At 62.6% G+C, this 24,322-nt stretch carries 22 protein-coding genes and 1 tRNA gene; 12 read left to right on the top strand and 11 right to left on the bottom strand.

The genetic code is table 11. From position 1 onward, the window contains the following. The first annotated feature begins 6 nt into the window (after nucleotides 1–6). The 7 genes from rimO to ABWU19_RS00750 all read left to right on the top strand — a co-directional run bounded on the left by rimO (nucleotide 7) and on the right by ABWU19_RS00750 (nucleotide 8,368). On the top strand, nucleotides 7–1,383 hold the full coding sequence (rimO, locus tag ABWU19_RS00780) for a 30S ribosomal protein S12 methylthiotransferase RimO (RefSeq protein ID WP_435899894.1): 1,377 nt from the start codon (nucleotides 7–9) through the stop codon (nucleotides 1,381–1,383). A 231-nt stretch (nucleotides 1,384–1,614) separates the two neighbouring features. After that, the gene (gene trkA / locus ABWU19_RS00775) at nucleotides 1,615–2,952 is read left to right on the top strand and encodes a Trk system potassium transporter TrkA (protein WP_435899893.1); all 1,338 of its coding nucleotides are present in this window, start codon (nucleotides 1,615–1,617) and stop codon (nucleotides 2,950–2,952) included. Continuing rightward, a complete protein-coding gene (locus ABWU19_RS00770) occupies nucleotides 2,927–4,411 on the top strand; it encodes a TrkH family potassium uptake protein (RefSeq protein WP_435899892.1) in 1,485 nt (494 codons plus the stop codon). Before trkA ends, ABWU19_RS00770 begins: the two co-directional genes overlap by 26 nt. A 12-nt stretch (nucleotides 4,412–4,423) precedes the next feature. Beyond that, nucleotides 4,424–5,911: a TrkH family potassium uptake protein gene (locus tag ABWU19_RS00765; protein WP_435899891.1), complete on the top strand. Its 1,488-nt coding sequence runs from the start codon at nucleotides 4,424–4,426 to the stop codon at nucleotides 5,909–5,911. Nucleotides 5,912–5,941: 30 nt separating this feature from the next. Further along, complete coding sequence (locus ABWU19_RS00760; RefSeq protein WP_435899890.1) at nucleotides 5,942–6,421, top strand: S-ribosylhomocysteine lyase; 480 nt, start codon at nucleotides 5,942–5,944, stop codon at nucleotides 6,419–6,421. A 114-nt stretch (nucleotides 6,422–6,535) separates the two neighbouring features. Then, nucleotides 6,536–7,213: a 5'-methylthioadenosine/S-adenosylhomocysteine nucleosidase gene (gene mtnN, locus ABWU19_RS00755; RefSeq protein ID WP_435899950.1), complete on the top strand. Its 678-nt coding sequence runs from the start codon at nucleotides 6,536–6,538 to the stop codon at nucleotides 7,211–7,213. A 159-nt stretch (nucleotides 7,214–7,372) separates the two neighbouring features. Beyond that, complete coding sequence (locus ABWU19_RS00750; RefSeq protein ID WP_435899889.1) at nucleotides 7,373–8,368, top strand: ribose-phosphate diphosphokinase; 996 nt, start codon at nucleotides 7,373–7,375, stop codon at nucleotides 8,366–8,368. Here the strand turns inward: ABWU19_RS00750 and ABWU19_RS00745 are convergent. From ABWU19_RS00745 to ABWU19_RS00735, 3 genes are all read right to left on the bottom strand, one after another. Beyond that, nucleotides 8,365–9,954, bottom strand: coding sequence for a S8 family peptidase (locus ABWU19_RS00745; RefSeq protein ID WP_435899888.1), 1,590 nt, complete (start codon nucleotides 9,952–9,954; stop codon nucleotides 8,365–8,367). The genes ABWU19_RS00750 and ABWU19_RS00745 overlap by 4 nt on opposite strands. Before the next feature lie 70 nt (nucleotides 9,955–10,024). Then, nucleotides 10,025–12,394 (bottom strand): tetratricopeptide repeat protein, encoded by a 2,370-nt coding sequence (locus ABWU19_RS00740; RefSeq protein ID WP_435899887.1) that lies wholly within the window; start codon nucleotides 12,392–12,394, stop codon nucleotides 10,025–10,027. A 112-nt stretch (nucleotides 12,395–12,506) separates the two neighbouring features. Further along, the gene (locus ABWU19_RS00735; RefSeq protein ID WP_435899886.1) at nucleotides 12,507–12,851 is read right to left on the bottom strand and encodes a hypothetical protein; all 345 of its coding nucleotides are present in this window, start codon (nucleotides 12,849–12,851) and stop codon (nucleotides 12,507–12,509) included. 120 nt (nucleotides 12,852–12,971) lie between these two features. On the opposite strand from ABWU19_RS00735, the gene ABWU19_RS00730 reads away from it, so the two are divergent. Together ABWU19_RS00730 and ABWU19_RS00725 are read left to right on the top strand one after the other, a co-directional pair. Then, the gene (locus ABWU19_RS00730; RefSeq protein ID WP_435899885.1) at nucleotides 12,972–14,798 is read left to right on the top strand and encodes a M12 family metallopeptidase; all 1,827 of its coding nucleotides are present in this window, start codon (nucleotides 12,972–12,974) and stop codon (nucleotides 14,796–14,798) included. A 129-nt stretch (nucleotides 14,799–14,927) separates the two neighbouring features. Then, nucleotides 14,928–15,563: a hypothetical protein gene (locus ABWU19_RS00725; protein WP_435899884.1), complete on the top strand. Its 636-nt coding sequence runs from the start codon at nucleotides 14,928–14,930 to the stop codon at nucleotides 15,561–15,563. 257 nt (nucleotides 15,564–15,820) lie between these two features. On the opposite strand, the gene rplS is transcribed toward ABWU19_RS00725, so the two are convergent. The 7 genes from rplS to truD form a co-directional block, all read right to left on the bottom strand. Continuing rightward, a complete protein-coding gene (gene rplS / locus ABWU19_RS00720; RefSeq protein WP_435899883.1) occupies nucleotides 15,821–16,294 on the bottom strand; it encodes a 50S ribosomal protein L19 in 474 nt (157 codons plus the stop codon). A 186-nt stretch (nucleotides 16,295–16,480) separates the two neighbouring features. Next, complete coding sequence (gene trmD / locus ABWU19_RS00715) at nucleotides 16,481–17,194, bottom strand: tRNA (guanosine(37)-N1)-methyltransferase TrmD (RefSeq protein WP_435899882.1); 714 nt, start codon at nucleotides 17,192–17,194, stop codon at nucleotides 16,481–16,483. Nucleotides 17,195–17,201: 7 nt separating this feature from the next. After that, nucleotides 17,202–17,690, bottom strand: coding sequence for a ribosome maturation factor RimM (gene rimM / locus ABWU19_RS00710; protein WP_435899881.1), 489 nt, complete (start codon nucleotides 17,688–17,690; stop codon nucleotides 17,202–17,204). A 26-nt stretch (nucleotides 17,691–17,716) separates the two neighbouring features. After that, a complete protein-coding gene (locus ABWU19_RS00705; RefSeq protein WP_015586465.1) occupies nucleotides 17,717–17,935 on the bottom strand; it encodes a KH domain-containing protein in 219 nt (72 codons plus the stop codon). A 75-nt stretch (nucleotides 17,936–18,010) separates the two neighbouring features. Further along, complete coding sequence (gene rpsP, locus ABWU19_RS00700) at nucleotides 18,011–18,244, bottom strand: 30S ribosomal protein S16 (protein WP_435899880.1); 234 nt, start codon at nucleotides 18,242–18,244, stop codon at nucleotides 18,011–18,013. 87 nt (nucleotides 18,245–18,331) lie between these two features. Continuing rightward, nucleotides 18,332–19,636 carry a signal recognition particle protein gene (ffh, locus tag ABWU19_RS00695; RefSeq protein WP_435899879.1) on the bottom strand — a complete coding sequence of 435 codons (1,305 nt, stop codon included), beginning with the start codon at nucleotides 19,634–19,636 and terminating at the stop codon, nucleotides 18,332–18,334. Nucleotides 19,637–19,788: 152 nt separating this feature from the next. Next, complete coding sequence (truD, locus tag ABWU19_RS00690; RefSeq protein ID WP_435899878.1) at nucleotides 19,789–20,868, bottom strand: tRNA pseudouridine(13) synthase TruD; 1,080 nt, start codon at nucleotides 20,866–20,868, stop codon at nucleotides 19,789–19,791. A gap of 75 nt (nucleotides 20,869–20,943) precedes the next feature. On the opposite strand from truD, the gene tilS reads away from it, so the two are divergent. The 3 genes from tilS to ABWU19_RS00675 all read left to right on the top strand — a co-directional run bounded on the left by tilS (nucleotide 20,944) and on the right by ABWU19_RS00675 (nucleotide 23,317). Beyond that, nucleotides 20,944–22,464: a tRNA lysidine(34) synthetase TilS gene (tilS, locus tag ABWU19_RS00685; RefSeq protein ID WP_435899949.1), complete on the top strand. Its 1,521-nt coding sequence runs from the start codon at nucleotides 20,944–20,946 to the stop codon at nucleotides 22,462–22,464. A 246-nt stretch (nucleotides 22,465–22,710) separates the two neighbouring features. Then, nucleotides 22,711–22,802 (top strand) — tRNA-Ser (locus ABWU19_RS00680). Between the two features lie 107 nt (nucleotides 22,803–22,909). Continuing rightward, entirely contained in the window at nucleotides 22,910–23,317 is a 408-nt protein-coding gene (locus tag ABWU19_RS00675; RefSeq protein WP_435899877.1) for a YbjN domain-containing protein, read from the top strand. A gap of 30 nt (nucleotides 23,318–23,347) precedes the next feature. On the opposite strand, the gene ABWU19_RS00670 is transcribed toward ABWU19_RS00675, so the two are convergent. Next, complete coding sequence (locus ABWU19_RS00670; protein ID WP_435899876.1) at nucleotides 23,348–24,052, bottom strand: YkgJ family cysteine cluster protein; 705 nt, start codon at nucleotides 24,050–24,052, stop codon at nucleotides 23,348–23,350. Between the last annotated feature and the right edge of the window lie 270 nt (nucleotides 24,053–24,322).

Below are 24,322 nucleotides of genomic sequence, written 5' to 3'. Positions count from 1 at the left end.
GAGCGAATGGCAGGCAAGGTTGGGTTTGTAAGTCTGGGCTGTCCGAAGGCCCTGGTCGATTCGGAGCAAATTCTCTCGCGCCTGCGGGCCCAGGGGTACGAGACTGCTCCCACCTATCAGGAGGCCGATGTGGTGGTGGTCAACACCTGCGGCTTCATCACGCCCGCGATAGAGGAGTCGCTTTCGGCCATCAGCGAAGCCCTTGCGGAAAACGGCAAGGTGATTGTGACTGGCTGCCTGGGGGCACGGCCCGAGGTCATCCAGCAGGCCCACCCACAGGTGCTCGAGGTCACCGGCCCTGGCGAAGTAGACCGGGTGCTGGCCGCTGTGCAGCGGGTGGTTCCGGTAGACCAGAACCCCTTCACGGCCCTGGTTCCTCCACAGGTCAAGCTTACCCCCCGCCACTACGCCTACCTCAAAATTGCCGAAGGGTGTAACCACAAGTGCAGCTTCTGCATCATTCCCAAGCTGCGCGGCCTGCAAAAAAGCCGCGACGCCGCCGATATCCTCTTCGAGGCCACCCGGCTGGTGGGTACCGGTAGCAAAGAACTGCTGGTCATCGCGCAAGATACCTCCGCCTATGGGGTAGACATTCGCCACCGCACGAGCGAGTACGCAGGTAAGCCGGTGCGGGCACACCTGGTGGATCTGGTTGGCGAGCTGGCCGGCCTGGGGGCCTGGGTGCGGCTGCACTACGTGTACCCCTATCCCCACGTGCGCGAACTGATCCCACTCATGGCCGAGGGCAAGCTGCTGCCCTACCTGGATGTGCCCCTTCAGCACGCCAGCCCCAGGATTCTGCGGGCGATGCGCCGCCCCGGCGGCGCCGAGAGTCACCTCAAAACCCTGCAAGAATGGCGCTCCATCGCACCCGACCTGGCGATTCGCTCAAGCTTTATCGTAGGCTTCCCCGGCGAAACCGAGGAAGATTTTGCCCTACTGCTGGACTTCATCGCCGAAGCCGGGCTCGACCGGGTGGGCTGTTTTACCTACTCCGAAGTAGAAGGGGCCGATGCAAACGCCTTGCCCGGGGCTGTGCCCCAGGAAGTCAAGGAAGAACGCCAGGCACGCCTGATGGCTTTGCAGCAGCAGATTAGCCTGGAGAAAAACCGAGCCCGGCTGGGGCAGACCCTCGAGGTCATCGTGGACGGCTACGGCGAGCTGCCCGGCCAGGTGGTGGGGCGCTCCAAATACGACGCCCCCGGAATTGACGGGCTGGTGTATGCCGAGACCGACGGCACCGTAAAAATCGGCGAGATCATCCGGGTTCGGGTTACCCAGGCCGAAGCCTATGACCTGCACGGCGAGATGGTGGGGCGGGTGGCCTGGAAACCCGGGGTTCCACAGGTGCAGAGCGTAGCTACAGAAACCGTTCGGGTGTAAGCTGAACCAAGTTTGGGTTATGGAACCTTCGCGACTCGGTTTGGGCTTGGACGCGCGGCACAAATGCAGCTTCATCGCTTTTCTCGCCGCCAGCGCTGTTGGCGAAAAGCTGCTACCACACAAGGTTTCGGCCACCTGGAAGCGCAGCCTTTGCAAAAAGCCGGCAGGCTACCGGGCTGGGGGCCTTCGGCAGCCAGCATTTAGCGCCTGGCATGTGAAAAGGAGCCAGCTATGTACATCGTGATTGCTGGCGGCGGCGAAATCGGCTCACAGATCGCCAAAGCCCTACACACCCAGCACGACCTGGTGGTGGTGGACACCAACCCCGAGGCCAAGGAACGGTTGGGGGGTTTGGATGTGCAGGTGGTGATCGGTAGCGTCACCGACCCCGAGGTTTTGCGTGAAGCCAAGGTAGACCTGTGCAACACCTTTATCGCAACCACCAACTGGGATGAGGTCAACCTGATCGCCTGCATGCTGGCCAAAGGCCTGGGGGCCAGGGAAACCCTGTGTTTTGTGGGGAAGCAATCCTACGTGGACATCCTGACCGACCCGCGCACGGTGGAAATTTTGGGCACCCGCATCGACCAGGTCTTCTGGCCTCAGCGCTCGCTGGCCAAGGAAATTGTGGAGGTCATTCGAATCCCCGGTGCCGTGGACACCGAGGTGCTTGCCGGGGGCCGGCTGCGCTTTGTGGAGTACCAGGTGCGGGAGGGTGGCCCCTACATTGGCAAGCAGCTGGTCTTGCTGGACTGGCCTCCCGGCAGCCTGCTGGCGGGCATCATGCGCAATGGTCGTTTTGTCGCAGCCACCGACCCCGAGTTCAACCAACTGGCCCTCGAGCCCGAAGACCGCATCTTCTTCATGGCCACCCCTCAGGGTTTCGATGCCCTCCAGGCCTGTTTTGCCCCCCGCGAGCGGGTACGACGGGTGATGGTGGTGGGGGGCGGCAACGTGGGCTACATGGTCACCAAAGAGCTGCTAAAGCACCGCCTCGAGGTCACCATCATCGACCACAACCCCGACCGTTGTGCCTGGCTGGCCGAACACCTGCCGGGGGCGCTGGTGCTCGAGGGCGACGGCACCGACCTCGAGCTCTTGGAGTCGGAGGGCCTCGACCACGTGGACGTGATGGTAGCAGTTACCGAGAACGACGAAAAAAACCTGCTGGTCTCGCTCTTGGCCAAGCAGGTGGGGGTCGCCAAGGTCATCACCCGGGTCAACCGGGGCGAAAACCGCCGCCTATTCGAACATGTGGGCATCGACATCCCCCTCACCCCCCGTGCGGCAGCAGTGCGCGAGGTGGTGGACTGGATAGCCCCCGACAACGTAGACCATCTGGCCCTGATTGAAGACAAGGTAGAACTACTGGAGTTTGAGCTTCCCTCAGATTTTCGCGAAACCCCTTTTGAAAAATTATCGCTTCCCAAAGGGGCTATTGCGGTAGCCCTCGAGCGCGGCACCAGAGTTTACCTGCGCGCCCCCATGCTGGCCGTCACGGCTGGAGACAAGCTACTAGTGCTCACCGACCGACAGGTAGCCGATGAAGTCCTGGCCCAGGTTCGCTAAAGCACAAGCCGTCAACCCCATCCCGGTCGCCACCTACATGACCGGAACCGTCTACATCGCGCTGGGGGCCGCGATGGGGGTGCTGGGGCTGGCCGACTGGCTGCTGGGAGAAGATGCCCTGGGTTTTTTCGTGGGGGCCGCCATGGGGTTGAGCCTGGGCCTGGTGCTACGCCGGCTGGGAAGCCCCCAGGCCGAACCCCGCCGGGCCGAGGCCCTGCTGACGGTGGCCGGGCTGTGGATTATGGTTCCCATACTGGGCGCCATCCCGCTCTGGATTTCGGGGGGCCTTAGCTACCTGGATGCCCTGTTCGAGGCCACCTCGGGCTTCAGCACCACCGGGGCTACCATCCTGACCGATTTTTCGCAGTTGAGCTACGGGCTTTTTTTCTGGCGCAGTATGAGTCAGTGGTTTGGCGGCATGGGCATTCTGCTTTTGTTTATTGTGGTTCTGCCCCACCTGGCCCTGGCCGGGCGACAGATGTTTTTTGCCGAGACCACCGGCGTACAAAAACAGCAGCTCACCCCCAAGCTGCGCCAGACCGCCTACTACATTCTGCGGGTCTACCTGCTGCTCACCCTGCTCACCCTGACCGCGTACCTGGTTACCGGAGTACCGGTCTTCGAGGCCATTGCCAACACCTTCTCCAGCGTCTCCGCCGGTGGTTTTAGTCCCAACCCCCAAAGCTTTGCCAGCTACGCCCCCCTCACCCAGTGGGTTGCAGTAGGGGTGATGTTCCTCACCGGGGTGAACCTGCTTTTGCAGTACCGGGCCATTTTTGGTCGGGAGTACAACGCCCCCCTGCGCGACCCCGAGTTTCGGGCCTATGCCCTAATCGTGCTCACGGTGGGGCTGGTCATGGCCAGCGTGCTGTTCTTTCGCCACGACTACAGCCTCGAGCCCGCCCTGCGCCACGCCTTCTTTCAAACCACCTCCATCATCACCGGCACCGGCTTTGCCTCGGCCGACTTTGCCCAGTGGGTGATACCGGCCCAAACCCTGCTGGTCATGCTGATGTTTATTGGGGGTAGCGCAGGCAGCGTGGGGGGCAGCATTAAGGTTATCCGCTGGCTGATTATTGCAGCCCTGGTGCGGCGAGAGCTGCAGCGCGCTTTGCACCCTCAGGCCGTGCTGCCCTTGCGGGTGGGCAACAAGAACATCGGCGAGGACGTGATGCGCTCGGTTGCGGCCTTCATCACCCTGTATGTGGGTCTGTTTGCCCTGGGGGTGCTGGTGATGGGAATATTGGAAGAAGACTTTGTGGTAGCCTTTACTGCCTCAGCAGCAGCTATCGGCAACGTGGGGCCGGGCCTTGGTGAAGTGGGGCCCATGGCCCACTACGGTAACCTGCACCCCATCTCCAAGGCGGTGATGATTTTTCAGATGTGGGCAGGCCGCATCGAGCTAATCGCGGTATTTTCACTGTTTACGCCCGAGCTCTGGCGCCGCTTGCGGGCCTGACATCGGTTTTGTATGAAAGCAAGAGCGAAACCCTGGCCCCTGGAAAACCTGCGCTTTGCCTACTATTTTCTGGGCGTGGTCTACCTGGCCCTGGGCCTGGTCATGCTGGGGCTCGAGGTCCTCTCTTTGGTGCTGGGGAAATCGCCCTGGGGGTTTCTTGTCGGCGCCGTCGTAGGGCTGGGGCTGGGCTGGTGGTTTCGCAGCCTGGGCGACCCCAAACACGAGCCAGGCCGGGCCGAAGCCCTGCTTTCCATAGCCCTGATCTGGCTCCTGGTTCCGCTCCTGGGAGCCATTCCCTTCTGGGTGGCGGGAGGCATGAACTACCTCGATGCCCTTTTCGAAGCCATGTCTGGCTTCACCACCACCGGTGCCACGGTGCTGGCCGATTTCGAACAGTTTGGCTACAGCTTGTTTTTCTGGCGCAGTTTAATGCAGTGGTTCGGGGGCGTGGGGATTCTGGTGCTGGTGATTGCGCTGCTGGCGCATCTGGCTGTAGCAGGCCGCCAGCTTTTTATCACCGAGAGTACGGGCATACAAAAAGAACCCTTTACCCCCCGTTTACGCACCGCCGCCCTGAGCATTCTCAAGGTCTATACGGCCCTCACCCTGGCGGCAGCCCTGTGCTACTGGATTGCCGGAGTACCGGCTTTTGAAGCCGTCTGCAACGCCCTCACGACCCTGCCTGCGGCCGGGTTCAGTCCCAACCCCCGCAGTTTTGAGCAGTACACGCCCCTGGCCCAGTGGTTCGGTACCCTGTTTATGTTTTTGGGGGGTGCGGGGTTTGTGTTGCAGTACAAACTCTTTTTTACCCGTGACCCACGTCCGCTTTTGAAAGATGTGGAGTTACGGGTCTATACCCTCATTGTTCTGGTGTTTGGCTTTTCGTTGGCCGTCTTTTTGATGACCCACCACACCCAGGACATGAACTATACCTGGAGCGATGCCATCCGCCATGCCTTCTTTAACGTAACCTCCATCATCACCACCACCGGCTACGCCAGCGCCGACTTTGCCCTGTGGGTTCCGGCAGCCCAGGCCATTCTGGTTGCAGCCATGTTTGTGGGGGGATGTGCAGGCTCGGGCGCAGGCGGCATCAAGGTGGTTCGCTTGCTGGTGGTGGGCGCCATTGTGCGGCGGGAACTGATACGCTCGTTGCACCCCCAGGCCATCATCACCCTTCGGCTGGGCAGCAAAAGCCTGGGTGAGGACGTAATGCGCTCGGTGGCGGCCTTTATTACCCTCTATGTGACGCTGGTAGCTGTTGGGGCCTTGCTGATTTCTTTGCTCGAGAACAACTTTGTGGTGGGTTTTACCGCCAGCGCCCAGGCGGTAGGCAACATCGGGCCGGGGCTGGGCGAGGTGGGGCCGATGGGCAGTTACGCCGGGCTGGAACCGCTCTCCAAAGTAATCCTGATTGTGCAGATGTGGGCGGGGCGCATCGAGCTGATCCCGGTGTTCTTGCTGCTGACCCCGGAACTGTGGAAAAAGCTAAAGAGTTAAAACAAGCCCCCAACGCAGTAAACTATCCTCATGTCCAGACCCCCGGTTGTGCCTGAATCTTTTCGCCTTGACCACAAAAAAGTGAAGGCTCCCTACGTGCGTTTGGCGGGGGTAAAGGAAACCCCCAAAGGCGACCGAATCGAAAAGTACGACCTACGTTTGGCCCAACCCAACCAGGAGGCCCTTAGCACCGGGGCCATCCATACCCTCGAGCACCTCCTGGCTACGTACATGCGTTCCCACCTGGAGGGGGTGGTGGATATCTCGCCCATGGGCTGCCGCACCGGGTTTTACCTGGTGGTGCTGGGCGAACCGGGGCCGCAAAAGGTGCTGCAAGCCTTCCAGGCCACGCTAAAGGACGTGGCAAACCACGCCGAGCCGGTGCCGGGGGTAAGTGAGCTCGAGTGCGGCAACTACCGCGACCACGACCCAGAGGGTGCCAGGGCCTGGGCCAAACGGGTGTTGAGCGGCCATCTGCACGTTCAGGAAACCATCGAGATTGCTGAGTAGAACGTTTTATCCTTTGGGTGTGCCGCGGTTTACACCGACCTTGATACAGGCGTTTCCCGCTGCTTCACCGCTGGATGTTCGGTCGCACCAATGCTAGGCTAACCCAGTATGTCCATGGTTGCGCTATTTGCTGCAGAGGGAGCCGAGGCCCAGGCGTTACGCCGTTTGCTTAGCCTGCAGGAGGCTGTAGACGGCCCCTGGGTCATCCACCAGGGTGAGCTGGGACGCTACCCGGTGGTGCTCATCGAGACTGGGGTGGGCAAGGCCGCAGCAGCGGCCGCGGTTGCTTATGCCAGGGTCCGCTTCAGCCCCATCCAGGCCATCTGGGTGGGTGTGGCCGGGGCTTTGCACCCCGACCTCAAAACCCTGGATCTGGTGCTGGCGCAGGATGCCGTGCAGTACGACGTAGACATCACCGCTTTTGGACGCGCTCCGGGTGAGCTGGCCACCGGTGAACGCTTTATTCCTGCCGATGCCGGGCTCACCTCCAAGGTCTTGCGCACGGCCTTGGGCATGGGGCTGCCCATCCACCTGGGCCGGATTGCCAGCGCCGACCGCTTTCTGGCCCATCGCAGCGAGGCCGAAGAGGTGCGCCGGGTATTTGCTGCCGATGCCGTCGAGATGGAGGGTGCGGCTGCTTTGTGGACTGCCCGGCGAATGGGCCTGCCGATGGCCCTGCTCAGGGCCATCACCGACCAGGCCGGTAGCGATGCGCCCCTGGCCTTTGAAACATTTTTGGAAAGCGCCTCGGAGCGCCTGGCTGCGCTCATAGACCAGGTTTTGAGGAGCTAAGCTGTACCTGGCAGTTGCCCTCCATCTCTGCACAACTGGATGCGGTAGAGCCTTATGCTGTCGGGTTGGTCGCGGGACCCCGCCTCAGGGCCGCCTGGGTATACTGAGGCAAAGTGGGCAGGTCAGGTTGGTAGTGTGGGTACTCGAGGAGGAGATAGCATGGGGGTTGCATCTGTAACTGAGCAGCGGCTGGGTTCAGAATCAGAGGAATTGCAGCACGCCAACAGCGGACACGTCAAACTCTTTTGCGGCAATGCCAACCGCCCCCTGGCCGAAGCGGTGGCCAAAGCCCTGGGCATCCAGCTCGGCGAGGCCACCGTGGAGCGCTTCCCCGACGGTGAGGTGCGGGTACGGCTCCTGGAGAGCATTCGCGGCGACGACGTATACCTGATCCAGTCCACCGCCCCCCCGGTCAACGACCACCTGATGGAACTGCTGGTTCTGGCCGACGCCGTGCGCCGCAGCAGCGCCGGGCGCATCAACGCGGTAATTCCTTACTTTGGCTACGCCCGCCAGGACAAGCAAACCCAGGGCCGCGAGCCCATCACGGCCCGCCTGGTGGCGGGCCTGCTGGAACACGTGGGCATCCACCGGGTCATTACCGTAGACCTGCACGCCCCGCAAATTCAGGGGTTTTTTTATCAGCCGGTAGACGAACTCTCGGCAGTGCGCCTGTTCGCCGAGTACCTGGAAAACCAGCGCCTAACAGATAACGCCGTGGTGGTCTCGCCCGACTCAGGAAGGGCCGAGCAAGCCCGGCGGCTCTCGGAGCGGCTAAACCTACCGCTGGCCATTCTGGCCAAACGCCGCACCGGCCCCCGCGAGACCCAGGTCAGCTATGTGATTGGCGACGTGGCGGGCAAACGCCCCCTCGTCATCGATGACATCATCTCCACCGGTGGAACCATCCGGCGCGGGGTAGAAGCCCTGGTGGCCGCAGGGGCCGCTCCTGAAGTGGTGGTGATGGCCTCGCACGCCGTACTGGTGGGCAACGCCCGGGAAAACCTGGCCCACCCGGCCATCCGCGAGGTAATCTTTACCGATACCATCGCGCTTAACCCAGCCCTGGGCTATACCATCCTGCCCACCGCACCCCTTCTGGCCCAGGCCATCCGGCGGGTGCACACCAACCAGTCGGTGAGCGTGCTCATTTAGGGGCCTCGTCGCATATCCAGCAAGCCCTGGCCAGAAGCCTCCCCTGGGGTCTCCCCCAGCGCGCTGGGGTCGGTGTAGTTGGCCAAGAAAGCCGACTCGAGGGCCTCTGGGGTCAGGGGCACCAGGGCCGTGGCCTGGCGGATAATCGCCACCGCACCGCTCACGATGGGCGCGGCAAAGGAAGTACCGGTGAACTGGGCCTCGGTGTTGTTGGGCTGCAGGCTAAAGACCCGCTCACCGGGGGCCACCAGGTCTACAAAGTCGCCCTGGCCGCTAAACCCGCTCACCCGCAGCCCCGTGCTGTACTGCCCCACCGCCCCCACGCTCAAGAGCCCCTTGAGCAGGGTCATGCGGCGGACCGGGTCGCCGCTGGTCGAGAGCCCCCGGTTGCCGCCAAACGAGGCCGGGAAGTGGTGCAGCACCCCTTTCTTGCTGCTGCGAACAGCCCACTGGTTGCCCGCTGCCGCCACCACCGGAATCCCCTCCACGCCGCGCTTCATCAAGGCATCCTTGAGGATGATGTAGAGAATCTCGCTGGGGGTATCGCTGCCCAGGCTCAGGTTAAGAACAAGTTTCTGATTTTTGTTCTGCTCGGCAAAGGCCACCGCATAGCAGATGCCCCGAACCACCGCCGCCAGGGGGCACTTGCCCTCCTTGTTACAGCTCTTGATGGGCAGAATCCCGGCTGCAGGAGCCACACCGTAGGCGGTGTCCGCAGCCAGCGCGGCTGCCGCTGTGCCGTGACCCATTCCACTGCCATATTCATCCAGGTTGGGGCGGGGGGTGTCGGGGTCGGTGAAGTCGGTTCCAGGAAGCAGGTTGAGGCTGGTCAGGCTGGCCACCCCGGTGTCCACGATGGCGATGGCGGTTCCGGCCCCGGTGTAGTTGCTGCCCGGATTGAGCCTTATGGCCTGACGGGCGTTGATGGGGCTGGTGCCGGGGGCTGGGCTGGGGTCGGTATCGTAGCCGGTAAGGGGATCGATGCCCAGGATGCCATCCAGGTCTACAACCAGGCCCGCAGCGGCGGACTCGAGCCGCTCGAGCAGAGCCCCCAGGGCCAGAGGCGCCCCCGGAAGGGCAGCCACCTGTGCCAGCCGCCCAGCGCAAGGCCCCCCCGAAGCGCCCAGCGGCAGCGAGCGATCCCCCTTGGCAGTGGGCACCACCTGCAGCCCTGCACCAGCCAGCTTCTGGGCCAGGCTGTGGTCGGTAACGCCGGGCCGAACGATTACCAGGGCCTCGGTGCCCACCCCCTCGCCCAGAACGGTCAGGCTGCCGCTGGCGCGGTTGCTGCCCTCGGTGAGCTCGAGGGGCTGGGGGCCACCCCAGAAGTTGCTGGGAACCCTGAAGATAACCGCACTACCCGCTCCTTCCCCCTCGGCGCGAACCTCCGCGATGACCTCCCCCGCCAGGGTCAGGCGCAGGCTCGAGCCCGCCCGCCAGGGAATGCTCACCCGCACCTCCTCGTCCCAGGTGGCCCGTCGGGGTGAGGGGTATACCGTGGCCGAAACCGGGCTCCCCCCACCGCTCGGGGTAAGGTCGCAGCCCACCAGACTCACCAGCGTTGCCAGCACTACCGTCCATCGCATCCTCAACCTCCAACCACAGGATCTCCTCGATCAGGTAGGCACTCCTGGGCATGCGCCCAGGGTGCTCCCTTCAACCTGAACGCTCCATGAACGCCCTTAGCTGCTCGCGCTGCTGCTGGGCCAGGTCGAGGTACCCGGCGTTCTCCGAGACCGCAATGGCCTCCTGCCAGACCTCGAGGTCCCCCTCCAGCTCGGCCAGATTGGAAAGGGCCAGGGCCAGCACGTAGGCCTCGCCGGCCTCTCGCGCGGCGGCAATGGCCCGGTAGTAGAGGTTGCGGGCCTCCTCGAGCTGCCCCAGGATGTGCTGCAAAGCCCCCGCGTTGTTGCGGGCCAGCGCCAGCTGCTTGAGGTTGCCCGAGTTCAGGGCCACCTGCTCGGCTTGCAGAAAGCTGTGCAGGGCCTCTTGGAGGTGGCCTTTGCGCTCAAGTTCTTTGCCCAGGTTGATGAGGGCCTGGGCCCGTACCTGGGGGTTGTCCTGGGCGGCCTGCAAAACTTCCGCAAAAGCCTCGGCTGCGCTCTCGCCCTGTCGGGCCCGGGTGATGGCCAGGTTGCCCAGCGCCCCCAGCCTGCGGCCCTCGTCCCCTAACCCCAGCCACAAGGCAGCCGCCCGCCGGAAGGCCGCCGAGGCCTCGGCCAGCTCACCCCGCGCCAGGAGGATAAGCCCCAGGGTGTTGTGGGCCTCGGCCCGGGCTGCAATGCCGCCCGCAAGGGCTTTTTGCGCAGCTTCCTGGGCCTCTTCGGCCCGGCCCAGGCGGTAAAACAGGGTGGCTTTAAGGGCCAGGTGCTCAGGGGTTTCGGGTAAAAAGCGCATGGCCTCGAGCGCTTCCCTATACATCCCGGCCCGCTCCAAAGCCCGCGCCCGCAGCAGGCTCAGCTCGGGGTGCGGGGGGGCCTCGGCCAGTTCCTCGGCAGCCCGCTTGGGAAACCCGCGCCGGATCAGCTCGCTGGCCCAGGCGGCGTAGGCCTGCAGCATCTGGGGCTTGTCGGCCTCCTCGATGAGGGCCCTGGCCCGTCGGAAGAGGGGCAGGGCTTGCTGGGGTCGGAGCTGGCGGGCCAGCCCCAGGCTCAGACGGGCCTCCTGGGCCGGGCGTTCGGCCACGTAGTGCAAAGCCGCCTCACGGCCAAACACTGATCCATTCAGGTCGATCAGGCCCGCCGCGAGCAGCTCATCTACGGCCTGGGCCATGGCGGTGGCGTTCAGGCCCACCGCCCCTCTGGCCAGCAGCAGGTCGGGGTTTTCCAGCAGGGCCAGGGCCATGTAGACCTGCCGGGCCTCTTCGCTCAGGGCCCAAAGGCGGGCCTCGAGCGCGGCCTCGAGGGGCTCACCCCGCAGCCAGGCCGCCACCAGTACCGGAAGTCCTCCGGTGGCCTCAAAGGCCCCTGGCAGTCCGACCAGGTCTTCCTGGCTTAGCGGCCCCAGCTCTAGCAGCGCCTCTACTGCAAAAGGCGGCTCGCCCTGCCCTGCCAGCACCACCCGCCCCGGGGGCCTCAGCTTGCGCAGACCAGAAAGCAAGCGCTGGCTCTCGGGGTCGGCTTGCTCCCAGCCGTCTACCAGCAGGCTTTCACCCAGCGAGGCCAGGCGCCGCAGCAGGGCCTCTTCCCCGCCCTGCACCGACTCGAGCAGGGGCTCGAGGGTGGCATAAGGCAGCCCCGAGCGGGCCGGTAGGTACAGCCAGCCCGTGCGGGCCTCGAGCTCGCGCAAAAGGGCGCTCTTGCCCATCCCGGCCCCGCCCTTGACCCAGACCCAGTCCCCCTCGGGGGTGTTGAGCAAGCGCTCGAGCTCCCGCACCCGTCCGAGCAGGCCCGGCAGGGTGCTTCGCGGGGCAACGCCACGGGACAGGCGCAGGCCCAGCTCCCTGGCTTCGCGCTCGAGGGTTTCGGCCAGGGGGTGCGCCCCAGCCAGCAGCAGCCGGTGCAGTTTGGGCAGGTCCTCGGGCTCGAGGGGGGGCGCCGCCGCCACCCGGTAGGCCTGCTCGGCCCGCGCCGCTGCCTCGGCAAAGCGGGCCTGGGCAGCTGCGCGCTCGGCCAGCACCAGGTGGGCCTGGCGCACCTCCAGGGCCAGCCGCTCCCGCACCTCCAGCACCCATTCCTCCAGCTCTGGGCCCAGCGCCTCCTTCAGGCCCTCGGCAAATGGCCCCCGGTAAAGCCCGATCCCTTCCTCCCAGCGCCCCGCCCGCAGTGCGTCTTGCAAGGCCAGGGCATCACAGTCCAGGTCTACCCAGGCCCGGCTCTCGTCGTTGTAGGCCACCCCCAGCTTACGCAGCTTGCTCAGCGCGACCGCCAGCGAGTTCAGGGGGTCGGCGGCCTCGGGCCAGAACAGCTCGGCCAGAAACCGCCTCAGCCTGGGGCCCTCCAGGGACAGATAGGCCAGCAGCAATAGCGGCTTCTCGCGGCTGAAACCGCTGCCCTCCAGGCGCAGGCCCCCCAGGGTGTGAAGCATGGCATCAGTTTAGCGGACGCCCTGCCAGAGGATGTAACAGCACCTGCATCAAGCCATCCTCAGGACGTCTTAAGGCGTTGGATTCACGCGTTTACCGGTCAAACAAAGCCCGTCAATTGATGCAAACCGGAAGCTCAAAGCGCTGCGACATGGTTACGGGACGCGGCCAGGCGCTGGATGTAACCCCGTCCGAGACCTCGAGGAGGGCCACAAACTGTTGCTTGTAGCCAGGACAGGTGTTAACCGAGGGGAAAAGGGTGGCCAGGTTGGGGATGGTGACGCTGGGCAGGGTCGCGTTGAGGCGCTGCCCAAAGCTGTCGGTGGTGATATTCACACTGCCCGAACCCCCAGGCACCGCTTGCTTGGGGCCGGGATACCCCCCCACCACCTCGGCAATGTACCAGGCGTAGGTCAGGGTATCGGTATCGGCGTCGAAAACGCTACCTTCCAGCAGCACCTCGGGCAGCCCCGCCTCGCATGGCGGGGTTTTTTTGTGGCGTTCATGGGTCGTTCAACCCCTGGCCTCTACCCTGGGGGCACCTTCGGGAGAACCGAAGCCCTCACGAGGAGGAAGACCATGAAACACCTTTGGAAGTTAGCTCTAGCAAGCGTGCTTTTGGTGCTGGCGGCCTGTACCGCAACCCAGCCCAGGGAAACCCCAACCTATACTGCGGGTTCCCATCCCGGCTACGCCCCGGGCCGCAAGGGTGAGGTCAAGACCATCACCATCGGCGGCAAGCCCTTCACTTACGAGGTAATCGACGGCCTGGCAATCTACCAGGGCGACATGATCTTGGGAAGCGAGGCCCAGTTGATGCGAATGGCGGCTCGAGCCGCCGAGTCCGGCATCAAGCCCCAGGGTGTGGGCTGCTCGGAGGGTTTCGGGGGCGACTTCGGCTGGAGCTGTACCCGCTGGCCCGGTGGGCGGATACCCTATGTCTTCGCCAACGACTGGGGCAGTGAGGCCAGCAACATCACCATGCGCACGCGCATCCTGCAGGCCATTGCGCACTGGGAGGAGCACACCAACCTCGACTTCTACGAAGACGCTGGCGGGCCCAACAAACTGGTCTTCAAGAACTCCCAGGGGTGCTCCTCCTTCGTTGGGCGGCGGGACGATCTCTTCAACGAATCGCAAGATGTCAACCTAAACATGGGCTGCGACCTCTCGGCCGTGATCCACGAGATCGGGCACGCGGTGGGCCTGTACCACGAGCACTCGAGGGAGGATCGCGACAGCTTTGTGCAGGTGCTCTGGGGCAATATCCAAGACGGCAGGGGACACAACTTCAACCGCCACGTTGATGACGGCTTTGACATCGGGCCTTACGATTTTGAGTCCATCATGCACTACGACTGCTTCGCCTTCAGTCGCAACGGTATGCCCACCCTTCAGATTCTGACCCCGGGCATCACCTGCGCCAACGTGGGCGACAACGTGGTGCTCTCCGAGGGGGACATCCTCTCGGCTTACCGGATGTACCCACCCAGCTTCAGCATCGGTGGGTTGACCGAGGGGCAGAGTTTCCAGCGCAACGGCACCCTCAACCCCACCCTCACCGCCCCCGATCCCATCCGCCCAGCCTTCGTCCAGTGGTTCCTCGACGCCTCAGCTACCCCCTTCGGCAGCGGCACCTCCCCCAGCCTGAACCTCAACTCGCTCACGGTGGGCAACCACACCCTTACGGCACGGGTGATCATCAAGGGCGTGGTGGTGGGGGAACGCAGCATAGGCTTCAGGGCCACCAACGTCAATCCCACCGTTAGCATCCTCGAGCCCGCCAACGGAACTACCGTCTGCGTCAATCAGAACGTGACCTTCCGCGCCAGCGTTGGCGACGTGGATAGCCCTGGCTTCACCCTGCCCAACAGTGCCGTGAGCTGGCGCGTTGGCGCGGGCGCACCCTTCGCCACCGGAAAGGAGGTCAGCCGTAGCTTTAGCCCCGCCGGCAGCTACACCGTCACCGTCACCGCCTCCGACGCCGACGGGGGCACCGCCAGCGCCCCGGTGAACCTTACTGTGGTCAACTGCACCAACAACCCGCCCACTGCCTCCATCACCAACCCCGCCAGTGACCTCGACGTGACCCCTTCTACCTCAGATGCCAACGGCTTCTACTACCAGATTACCCTCCAGGGCAACGCCACCGACCCCGAAGACGGCCCGCTGAGCGGCGCCTCCCTCGTCTGGACCACCAACCGCGCCGACGTCCAGCCCGGCGGCCCATCCACAGGGGATCAGGACTTGGGAACCGGAACTTCAGTGACCAACGTCCGTCTTTATACCACTTGCGCCATGCCCTACTTCGGTACGGTAGTACACCGTATTACCCTCACCGCCACCGATAGCGCAGGCAACCGCGCCTCCCGAACCCGCCTGATTACCGTTCGCACCCTCTGCTAAAAACACCTGTTGCTCCTGCCTGCACTCATTCGGGCAGGAGCTATTTTTTGGTAGGAAGAGCGTTGTTTAGTCTCTACCAATACACAGCCTCGGTAATACAATGTCTGTAAACCCAGCAAAGGAGGAGGTATGAATAGACTACTGGCTGGTATCGCAATCGCCCTATCGGCCCTGGTGCTGGCCCAGGCCGCCCAGAAAACCTACCGGCTCATTGTCAACGGCCAGGCCCAGGCCAGCCCGGCCATCGTGGTGGGGGGCAAGACCTATGTGCCCCTCGAGGCCCTGCAAAAAGCCGGGGCCCAGGTCTCGCTATCAGGCAACGAGGTGCGGGTGCAGTTCATCCCGGTGGGGGGACAGGAGCAGGCCATGCTGCTCGAGGGCAAAAAGGGCGAGTGGCTCTCCAACGGCACCTGGCGGCTGCGGGTGCTGGATGTAACCCCCGGCACCAACCCCTTCTTCGGCTCGGGGCCGGGGTATGTGGTGCGGGTAGAGGTGCGCAACCTGACCAGCGGTCGGCTCTCGCTGCACAAAACGGGTTTCGACGGCTTCCAGCTCCTGGACAACCGGGGCAACAAGCTGGTGGCCGCTAGTTTTGGCGAGCAGTACACCGATCTGCCCCAGGCCGACGGTGTGGTAATCAACCTGCGCTTCGGGCCCAACCCCAAGCTGGAGGAAATCGGCACCCCCGACAAGCTCCTGGTCAATTTCCGCCCCAGCGGCGGCAAGCCCGCGCTGCGGGGTTTTAGGGTATTCCTGGGCGATTGAACGTTGCCGAAAGCAGGTCTTTGAAGTTAGGAACCGACCAACACAAAGGTGCAGACGCCATGCCGGTTTTGGTCACCCAATGCAGCGGAGGGCGCGAGAGCACCCGCAGCCAGCATCCGGATTTACCGCCGACGTTCGTCCTGATGCGGGTGTGGACTCCCTTCGGTCGGTACGAACAGTCAGCTCGCCCAAACTCGGCGCACACCCCACAAAAACAGCCGGGGAGGCATATCCTCCCCGGCCTTTCTGATGAAGCGCTATTCCTTGCTCTCTGCTTCGCTGGTCTGAGCCGCAGCCTCGGCTTCCAGCTTAGCAGCGGCCCTGGCCTCGGCTGCTTCCTTGGCGGCAACAGCGCGGGCTTCAACGTCCTCGTTGAGGCGCTTGCGGTCGCCCTTGATGCGGGCCGCCTTACCGCGCAGCTCACGCAGGTAGTACAGTTTGGCCCGGCGCACCTTACCCCGGCTCACCACCTGCACGCTTTCGATGAGGGGCGAGTTGAAGGGGAAAATGCGCTCCACCCCTTCGTTGAAGGAGATTTTGCGTACCGTGAAAGCGCTGTTGAAGCCGTTGCGCTTGATTTTGAGCACCACGCCTTCGTAGGCCTGCACACGGGTACGGTTGCCTTCGACCACCTTGTAGTTGACCCGCACGGTATCGCCCGGTTTGAACTGGGGGATGTCGGTACGGGTGTACTTTTTCTCTACCACTTTTAGCAATGCGCCACGGTTCATGGTCTGACTCCTTGCTCCAGCGGAACCTACTTATGCGCCCTTTGCCGGTCTGGCAAGCCTGCGGGTTCATGGATTGTTGCCCTCGAGCGTATCCGCTAAAGCAGATACTCGGGACAGTCAGCAAGTTGTGATTCTAGCAGCCGGGATAGCCGTTGTCAAAGTTTTTTGACGCGCTATGCCCACATCTCAAGTCTCGTTTTCCTCGAGCCAGGCCAGATCCTTTGGGGTCAACTCGGCTTTTTCCAGCAGGTCGGGTCGGCGCATTCTGGTTCGTTTTAGGGCCTGCTTGCGCCGCCATTCGGCAATTTTGCCGTGATGGCCCGAGGTGAGAATTTCGGGCACCGCCAGGCCACGAAACACCGGGGGGCGGGTGTAGTGGGGGTAGTCCAGCAGTCCAGTAGCGAAGGAGTCCTGCTGGTGGCTCTGGGCCTCTTTAATCACCCCCGGCAGCAGGCGGGCGGTGGCTTCCAGGATCACCAGCGCGCCCAGCTCCCCACCCATCAGCACGTAGTCGCCAATCGAAACCTCGCGGGTTACGAACTGCTCCACACGGGCATCAATTCCTTCGTAACGACCACAAACCATCACCAGGTGCGACTTTTTGGCGAGCTCCTCCATCAGCCGCTGGTTAAGGGGTTGGCCGGCGGGGGTGAGCAGGATGACCTCATCGGCAGGCCCGGCGGCCTCGAGGGCCCGCACCACCACGTCCACCCGCATCACCATACCGGCCCCGCCGCCATAAGGGGTGTCGTCTACAGTTTTGTGTTTGTCCTCGGCGTAGGCCCGGATATCGCGAATATCTACATCAATCAAGCCCTTCTGGATGGCTTTTTGCAGAATAGATTCCTCCGTCCAGGGGCGGATTAAATCGGGGAATAGGGTCAGGATGGTGTATTTCATAGCAAGGCTACTCGAGCAAACCCGGTATGGCCTCGATGTAGATGCCGTCGGCCTCGACCCTGACGTACGGGGCCTGAAAGGGCACCATGTAGGTCTTGCTCTGGGCCCGCAAGGAAGCGCCCCTGGCTTTGATGACAAGCCGCTCCTGGGCTCCATCTTCTACGTCAACCACCTCTCCAAAGGGCTGACCGTCCACAAAAACCGGCCTGCCGATCAGCTCAAAGTAGTAGTATTCGCCTTCTTCCAGCGCAGGCAGGTCTTCCTGGTCGGCGTAGACCCGCAAGCCAGCGAGTTGCTCGGCCTCCTGGCGGCTTTCCACGCCCGCCAGATGCAACACCATCTCGTTGCCTTGCTCCTCGATCTCTTCTATTGCACGGTAGCCCAGACCCTCGAGGTAGACCCGCTCGAGGTCAAAAATCACCGTCTCGCCTCGAAACTTGAGGCCCCCCGCCATGCCATAGGCTTTTCCCAGTCGTCCAATTTCGATACGCCGCATAAAAAGTCGGGCATATGGCCCGGCGACTAACGCACTTCCACCGAAACGCGGCCCTTGGCAAACGAGCGCACCACTGTACGAATGCTCTCGATGACACGGCCCTGCCGTCCAATAATCCGACCCTTATCCTCGGGGTGGGTCTCGATGTAGTAGACCAGACCCTCGCGGCCCCGGCGCTCGTCCACGCGAATAGAGGCCGGGTGGTCTACAACTGCTTTGGCCAGGTATTCAACCAGATCCTTCATACCTACTAGCCTAAGGCCAAAAGCTAAAAGCCGAAAGCCCGGGTTTTGAGCTTTCGGCTTTGCCCAGGGCTGGCCTCAGGCCTGCTTGATGAGCTTCTTGACGGTATCGGTGGGCTGGGCACCTACCCCCAGCCAGTACTGCAAGCGCTCCTGGTCGAGCTTGAGCCAGTCTTTGGTGGTCTTGCGGGGGTCGTAGTAGCCGATGCGCTCAATGTAGCCCCCATCGCGCTTGGTACGGCTATCCACCACCACGATGCGGTAGTGGGGGTTTCCTTTGGAACCGAAACGAGACAGACGAATCTTGGTCATGTTTTACTCCTTTTGTGTCTAAAGCGGCACTTCCAGCACCGCATTGTCAGCCGCAGGCCAGGGGTCTCCCCTCCTGCGACACAAGACCTATCTCCTGAACAAACCCCGTCCTCCTCTGGCCTGTTGTTTAGCCAGGGCTTTCAGCATCTGCTTGGCGTCTTCAAAGGTTTTGATGAGGCGGTTGACCTCCTGCACCGAAGTACCGGAGCCCGCCGCAATGCGCTTTCGGCGCGAGGCGTTCAAGATGCGCGGATCGCGGCGCTCCTTGGGGGTCATGGAGAGCACGATGGCCTCCATGCGGTTAATCTGCTTTTCATCCACCGAGAAGCCCGGGGGCAACATTCTGGACATGCCCGGAATCATGCTCAGAATTTCGCTGAAGCTGCCCATCTTGCGCATCTGGCGCATCTGGCTGATGAGGTCCTCGAGGGTGATCTCCTTGAGGTCTTTTTGGGGCGCCTCGAGCTCGGCCTGCTTGGCCCGCTCCATAAGGGTCTGGAGGTCGCCCATGCCCAGGATACGCTGGGCCAGCCGGTCGGGGTAGAAGGGCTCGAGGCCCTCGATCTTCTCCGAAACACCCGCAAAGTAGATGGGCTTGCCGGTCACATAGCGGGCCGAAAGCGCCGCACCACCCCGGGCGTCGCCATCGAGCTTGGTGAGAATCAGGCCCGAGACCCCAATGCGCTCGTCAAAGGTTTTGGAGACATTCAGGGCCTCCTGGCCGGTCATGCTATCCACCACCAGCAAGGTTTCGGAGGGACCCAGCATCTGTTTGAGCTGGGCCAGTTCGTCCATCAGGGCCTGGTCTATCTGGAGACGACCGGCGGTGTCTACGATCACCAGGTCGCGGTAGTCGAAGGTCAGGTGCTGCTGCAGGCGGGTACGGGTGGTCTGGGGGGGCTCACCGTCGGCCACTTCCAGAACCGGAACCCCGATTTTCTCGCCCAGGATGCGTAGCTGCTCGCGGGCCGCAGGCCGCTGGGTGTCGGCGGCTACCAGCAGGGGGCGTCGTCCTTTGGACTTGTAAAAATGGGCCAGCTTGCCCGAAGTGGTGGTTTTACCCGAACCCTGCAACCCCACCATGAACCACAGGTTGCCCTCGTTCTTGAGCAGGGGCTGTTTGGCCTCCCCTCCCAGCATCTCCACCAGTTCCTCGTAAACCACGCTCAGGATTTGCTCTGCTGGGGTCAGGCTCTCCAGCACGGCCTGCCCCAGGGTTTTTTCCTGCACCCTGTTTACGAAGTTTTTCGCCACCTCGAAGTTGACGTCGGCGTCCAGCAGCGACATGCGGATTTCGCGCAAGGTGGCTTTGAGGTCGGCTTCTGTGATACGACCCCGCCCACGCAGCTTATCTACTGCGCTACGGATGCGTTGGGAGAGGTTTTCAAACATAAGTTTTAGTTTAGCGAACTGCCCAAGAAACCACTAAAGGCATTTTTGCGATTTTTGGCCCATGTCTTGCAGGCCGCCCGCTAGGGTAGCAGCAAAAGGTTGAGCGTGTCAATATCAAGTTGAGGCGGCCCCTCCAGCAGCAAAAGCAGGGCCTATTCCTCTATCTCGCTTTCCAGCTCGCCTTCCTCGGGGTTTCTCTTCATCAGCTCGCGCAGCACAGCGGTGGCGTAGGCCCCTTTGGGCAGGAAGAAGCGCACCCATAGCCCCTCTGGCGCTTCCTCCACCCCCCATTCCGTCAGCGGGAAGCGGATCAGGCGACGATCCCCCCGGCGTGAGGCAAAGTGGCTGCGCTCGAGCTCATATTTTTGCAAAATCCGATCCTCGAGGGCCCGGGCCAACCCTTGCGCTTCGCGGTACTTTTTGCCGTACAAGGGGCCGGTTGCGCTTATTTCGAAGCGCAGGGCGCGGGGGTTTTCCAGCGCGGCCTCCTGCACCACAAACTCCCCGCCGGTATCGTGCTTTTTAGCCACATCCCCTTCAATCACCTGGGCAAATAGTCCTTCTTCCAGGCGAAGGGCCAGCCAGTCGTTGAACAAGAGGCTTTGCAGGCTCGAGAGCAGAAACTTCTTCAGCCAGGAGGGGCTGTGTACCTTGCCCTTCTTGACCAGCTCGTAGCCTTTGACGGGGTTTAGCCCGCCAATGCCAAACCGCTGTGGCCCGTAGTAGTTGGGCACCCCCTGCTGCTCCAGCTCGCGCAAAATGGCCTCGGCTACCTGCTTGGGCAGGGTAGCCTGACCCCTAGCACGAATCAGAATGCGGAAGCGGTTGCCCCGCAAGTGGCCCACCTTCAGTTTGTGGGGATGCAAATCCCGCTGCAAAACCCGTACCCCCTCGAGCTCAGCCAGGCTTTCCAGGCGCGGCTCATGCCGGGCGGGAATACTGAACCACTGGCGGGTCAGGGCGTGTTTGTCCTTTAGGCCCGCAACCCCAATGTGGGCTTCGTTGATATGCAGGCGGTCGCGCAAAAACTCAAAAACGGCCCGGGTGGTCAGGCCCTGCTTTTCGATCAGCACGAACAGGTGTTCACCGCTGCCCAGCGGGCTGTAAGCGGGCACCTCTTCGACCTGAAAGTCCTGCGGTAGGTGGCGAATCACCCCCTCTACGCCCGGCAGGTGGGGGGTCAGGTAAGGGTAGGCATTGAAGTCGAAGCGCAGGTTGGGCAAATCTGGCATACCCTATAGCATATAGGGGTGGATTTGCTGGAGGCCAGCCAACTTGAAGCCCAGTTCGCCACCCATCTGACCCGCATGGTACCCGAAGGGGGCCTGGTTGCTGCGGTGTCGGGCGGTAGCGACTCGGTGGCCCTGCTGCTGCTGCTCACCTCCACCCCCCGCAAGGTGGTGGTGGCCCATCTCGACCACGGGCTGCGGCCCGATTCGAGCCAGGATGCCCAGTGGGTCAGGGCCCTGGCCGAGCGCCTGGGCTACCCCTTTGAGTCGGAAAGGCTCGAGGTGGCCCGAATCGCCGAAGAGCGGGGGGGGAACCTCGAGGCCACCGCACGGGAGTTGCGCTATGGCTTTCTGGCTAAAGTTGCCAAAAAGCACCAGGCCCAGGCCATTCTGACAGCCCACACCGAGGATGATCAGGCCGAAACGGTATTGCTCCAGCTATTGCAGGGCACGGGTCGCGGCCTGGGCATGCGTCCCCGGCGGGGCAAGGTGGTGCGACCGCTGCTCGAGCTCAGCCGCAGCACCCTGCGGGCCTACCTGAGGTGCAAAAAGCAAGACTGGCTCGAGGACATTTCCAATGCCGACACCTCGCTGGATCGGAATTTTCTTCGGCATGAGGTTTTCCCCAAGCTAAAGCAGCGTTTTCCCCAGACCAACACTTCCCTGGCGCGGTTTGCAACCATCTCTCAGGTAGACGACGATGCCCTCGACCCCCTGGCCGGGCAATTGCTGCTGCGTGACCTGCGCTGGCCCTGCCCGGCTTTCCGCATCGCGCCGCTTCTACAGGCCTCCGCGGGTCTGCGCCGCCGGGCTTTGCGGCAGATGCTCGAGCAGATCAACCTGCGCCCCGAAATGGGCTGGGTAATGCAGCTCGAGCGGGCCTTGCAGGGTGAGGCCTTTACCTTACCCGAAGGCTGGCAGGTACGCCGCCGCGACGGCACTTTGTTCCTGATTCCCGCCAAATTGGAGGATTTTCCAGCCTGGCGCGGCTCGAGGCTCCCCCTGCCCGGCGACCTGATCGACCCGGGCAAAGGTCTGGTTCGGCTGATGGATTTTTTCACCGAGCACGGCGTCCCAACCGAACTAAAGCAAGCCTGGCCGGTGCGCGCAGTGGGCAACATCGTGCAGGAGGTGTGGAACCTCTGGCCCGAGTCAGAAGACCTCGAGCACATGCGCACGGCGCTCGAGCAGGCCCGGCTGGCCGGGCACAACCACGAGGTGCCCATTGGGGCGGTGCTGGTCTGGGACGATGAGGTGCTGGCTGTAGCGCACAACCAGGTAGAACACCGCCGCGATGCCACCGCCCACGCCGAGCTACTGGCCCTGCAAAAAGCCCTGCACAAAAAGCAGGCCAAGGTACTGCCGGGGGCCACCATCTACGTTACGCTGGAGCCCTGCCCGATGTGTTTTGGAGCACTCATGGAGGCCCAGGTGCGGCGGGTGGTGTATGCGGTGGAGAACCTCAAGGCTGGGGCCGTAACCATTCACCACATGAAACCGCCTTTTGCCTGGGAAGGGGGCTGGCTCGAGCGGGAATCGGCCCGCTTGCTAAGGGACTTCTTCTCACAAAAACGCGCGGCAGAACAGGGCAGCCCCTAGTCCGACCCAGCCCAATTGCTCAAAACCCACCCAGGGCAACAAGGGCCAGGCGCGGCAGACCCTGGGCAGTGTCTCCATAAGCAAAATGCAAGATGCCATACCGAAAGTTCGCTTTAGGAATTGCGCCAGGTATGCATTGACCCATTCCGCTGGTTTTGCCAATCTGCCCTGGCGCAACTTGGCAACCCGTGACTTCTCGGCCAAGTTGTGCTAAAGTCTCTAGTCGGCGCTGCCAGGCCCGCCTGCGGAGGGGTGCCGGAGTGGTTGAACGGGCCGGTCTCGAAAACCGGTATAGGGGTTTCCCCCTATCGAGGGTTCGAATCCCTCCTCCTCCGCCAGCTTCAAAGAGGCACCACAAACCACGACCCCAATAGCCCAAAGGCTGGGGTTGTTCGCTGTTCTTTTTCACCCTAGAAATGCATTTTTGGGCTTAACCTATAAGGCAATGGACACCATTTTGCGCGAAGTCACCACCGAAGAGGTGCGCATTCTCCTGGATCAGTTCGGCCTCAATGCTGAACAGGTCAAGGAAGACCTGTTCCATCTGGAGCTGCCCAACGGCCTGCGGGGTCATCTGATTACCTACGGCGAGCCGTATGTCAGCAGCTTGCAGTTGCGGGCTGGGTTCTCGGGTTTCGACCGGGTAGAAGCGCGCCACCTGCTCAACTGGAACCGTCGCTACCGCTTTACCAAGTCGTACCTGGATGCCGACAACGACCCCGTTCTGGAAAGCGACCTGCGGCTTGTGGGGATCACGCCCGAGGCCATCCACGCCTTTGTGCACGATTTTGGCGACCAGGTTACCCTGTTTTTTTCCTATCTGCGCATGATTGACGCCAACCTGGTCGAATAAAGCGCTCTTCGCAATTATTGGGCCGCACAATCAACCCGCCCAAAACCCAAACTGCCCCCCCAGCAACCGCCGCCCACGCAACACCTTCTGGGTTGCGGCCAGGCCGTTTTGCAAGGCCTCCCGAAAGTCCGGCTGCCCCAGCAAGTACATTAGACCCACCAGTTCACCAATTACGGTAAAGCCACGCACCTGTTGTTCTGTTGCCCACAGTTTTTGTGCCGTGCGCTCGGAAAGCTGCCAGGGCACCTTCAGGTAGTGTTCGGGGCCATGCCAGGGCTCGAGCTGGCCCTGATAGGCAGCTTTCTCTCGTCCCCGTAGGGCTGGCACCACCCCAGGGGCACAGTAACGGGGCGAAAGGTTGGTTAGCACCCCGCGGCAGGCCAGGGGGCGGTGGGCATGCACCGAGCATGCGCCCTCCGGTGTGAGCAGTGGGCAGGGGTTATCTTCCAGAAAATACCGGGTAGGAAAATCGGGCTGGTTTTTTTGCTGAGCCAGGCGCCTGAGCCTTTTGGGGCCTTCGGCTTCGACACGGGCAAGCACCCCAGGCTGGTAGGCCTCGAGCGCTTCACGCAGGTATTCGGCCTCGACCAGCCCCACCACCACCCAGGCCGAGCAGCAAGCAAAGCAGCCCTTACCACAGCTCACCTGCACACGGCGTTCGCCCAAGTAAGCCATAGTGCGACGCTCGAGCTGCCCGTGGGCTTTTATTACCGCCTGGCGCAAAACCGCGTTCATTTGGTTTTGATGATACTCTCACAAACCCAAAAACCAGCAGCTTGCTTGCAATCCCCTTACGGGGCTTTTTGTTTGCGACTTTCAAAGATGGCTCAAGACTTGGGCCTGTTTGCGCGTTGCAATCCCCTTACGGGGCTTTTTGTTTGCGACAGCATACCCCGTTAATCGCCGTCCTGTAAAGGGCTCTTAGAGGGGGTATTTATGAGAAAACCGAGTTATCCACAGGCAACCTGTGGATAAGTGGGCAAAAAGTGGCAGTTTTTGCGATGA

Source organism: Meiothermus cerbereus, from assembly GCF_051297115.1.
GTDB lineage: Bacteria > Deinococcota > Deinococci > Deinococcales > Thermaceae > Meiothermus > Meiothermus cerbereus_A.
The sequence above is the reverse complement of the archived record's forward strand: the minus strand, read 5'-3'. Positions and strand labels throughout refer to the sequence as shown.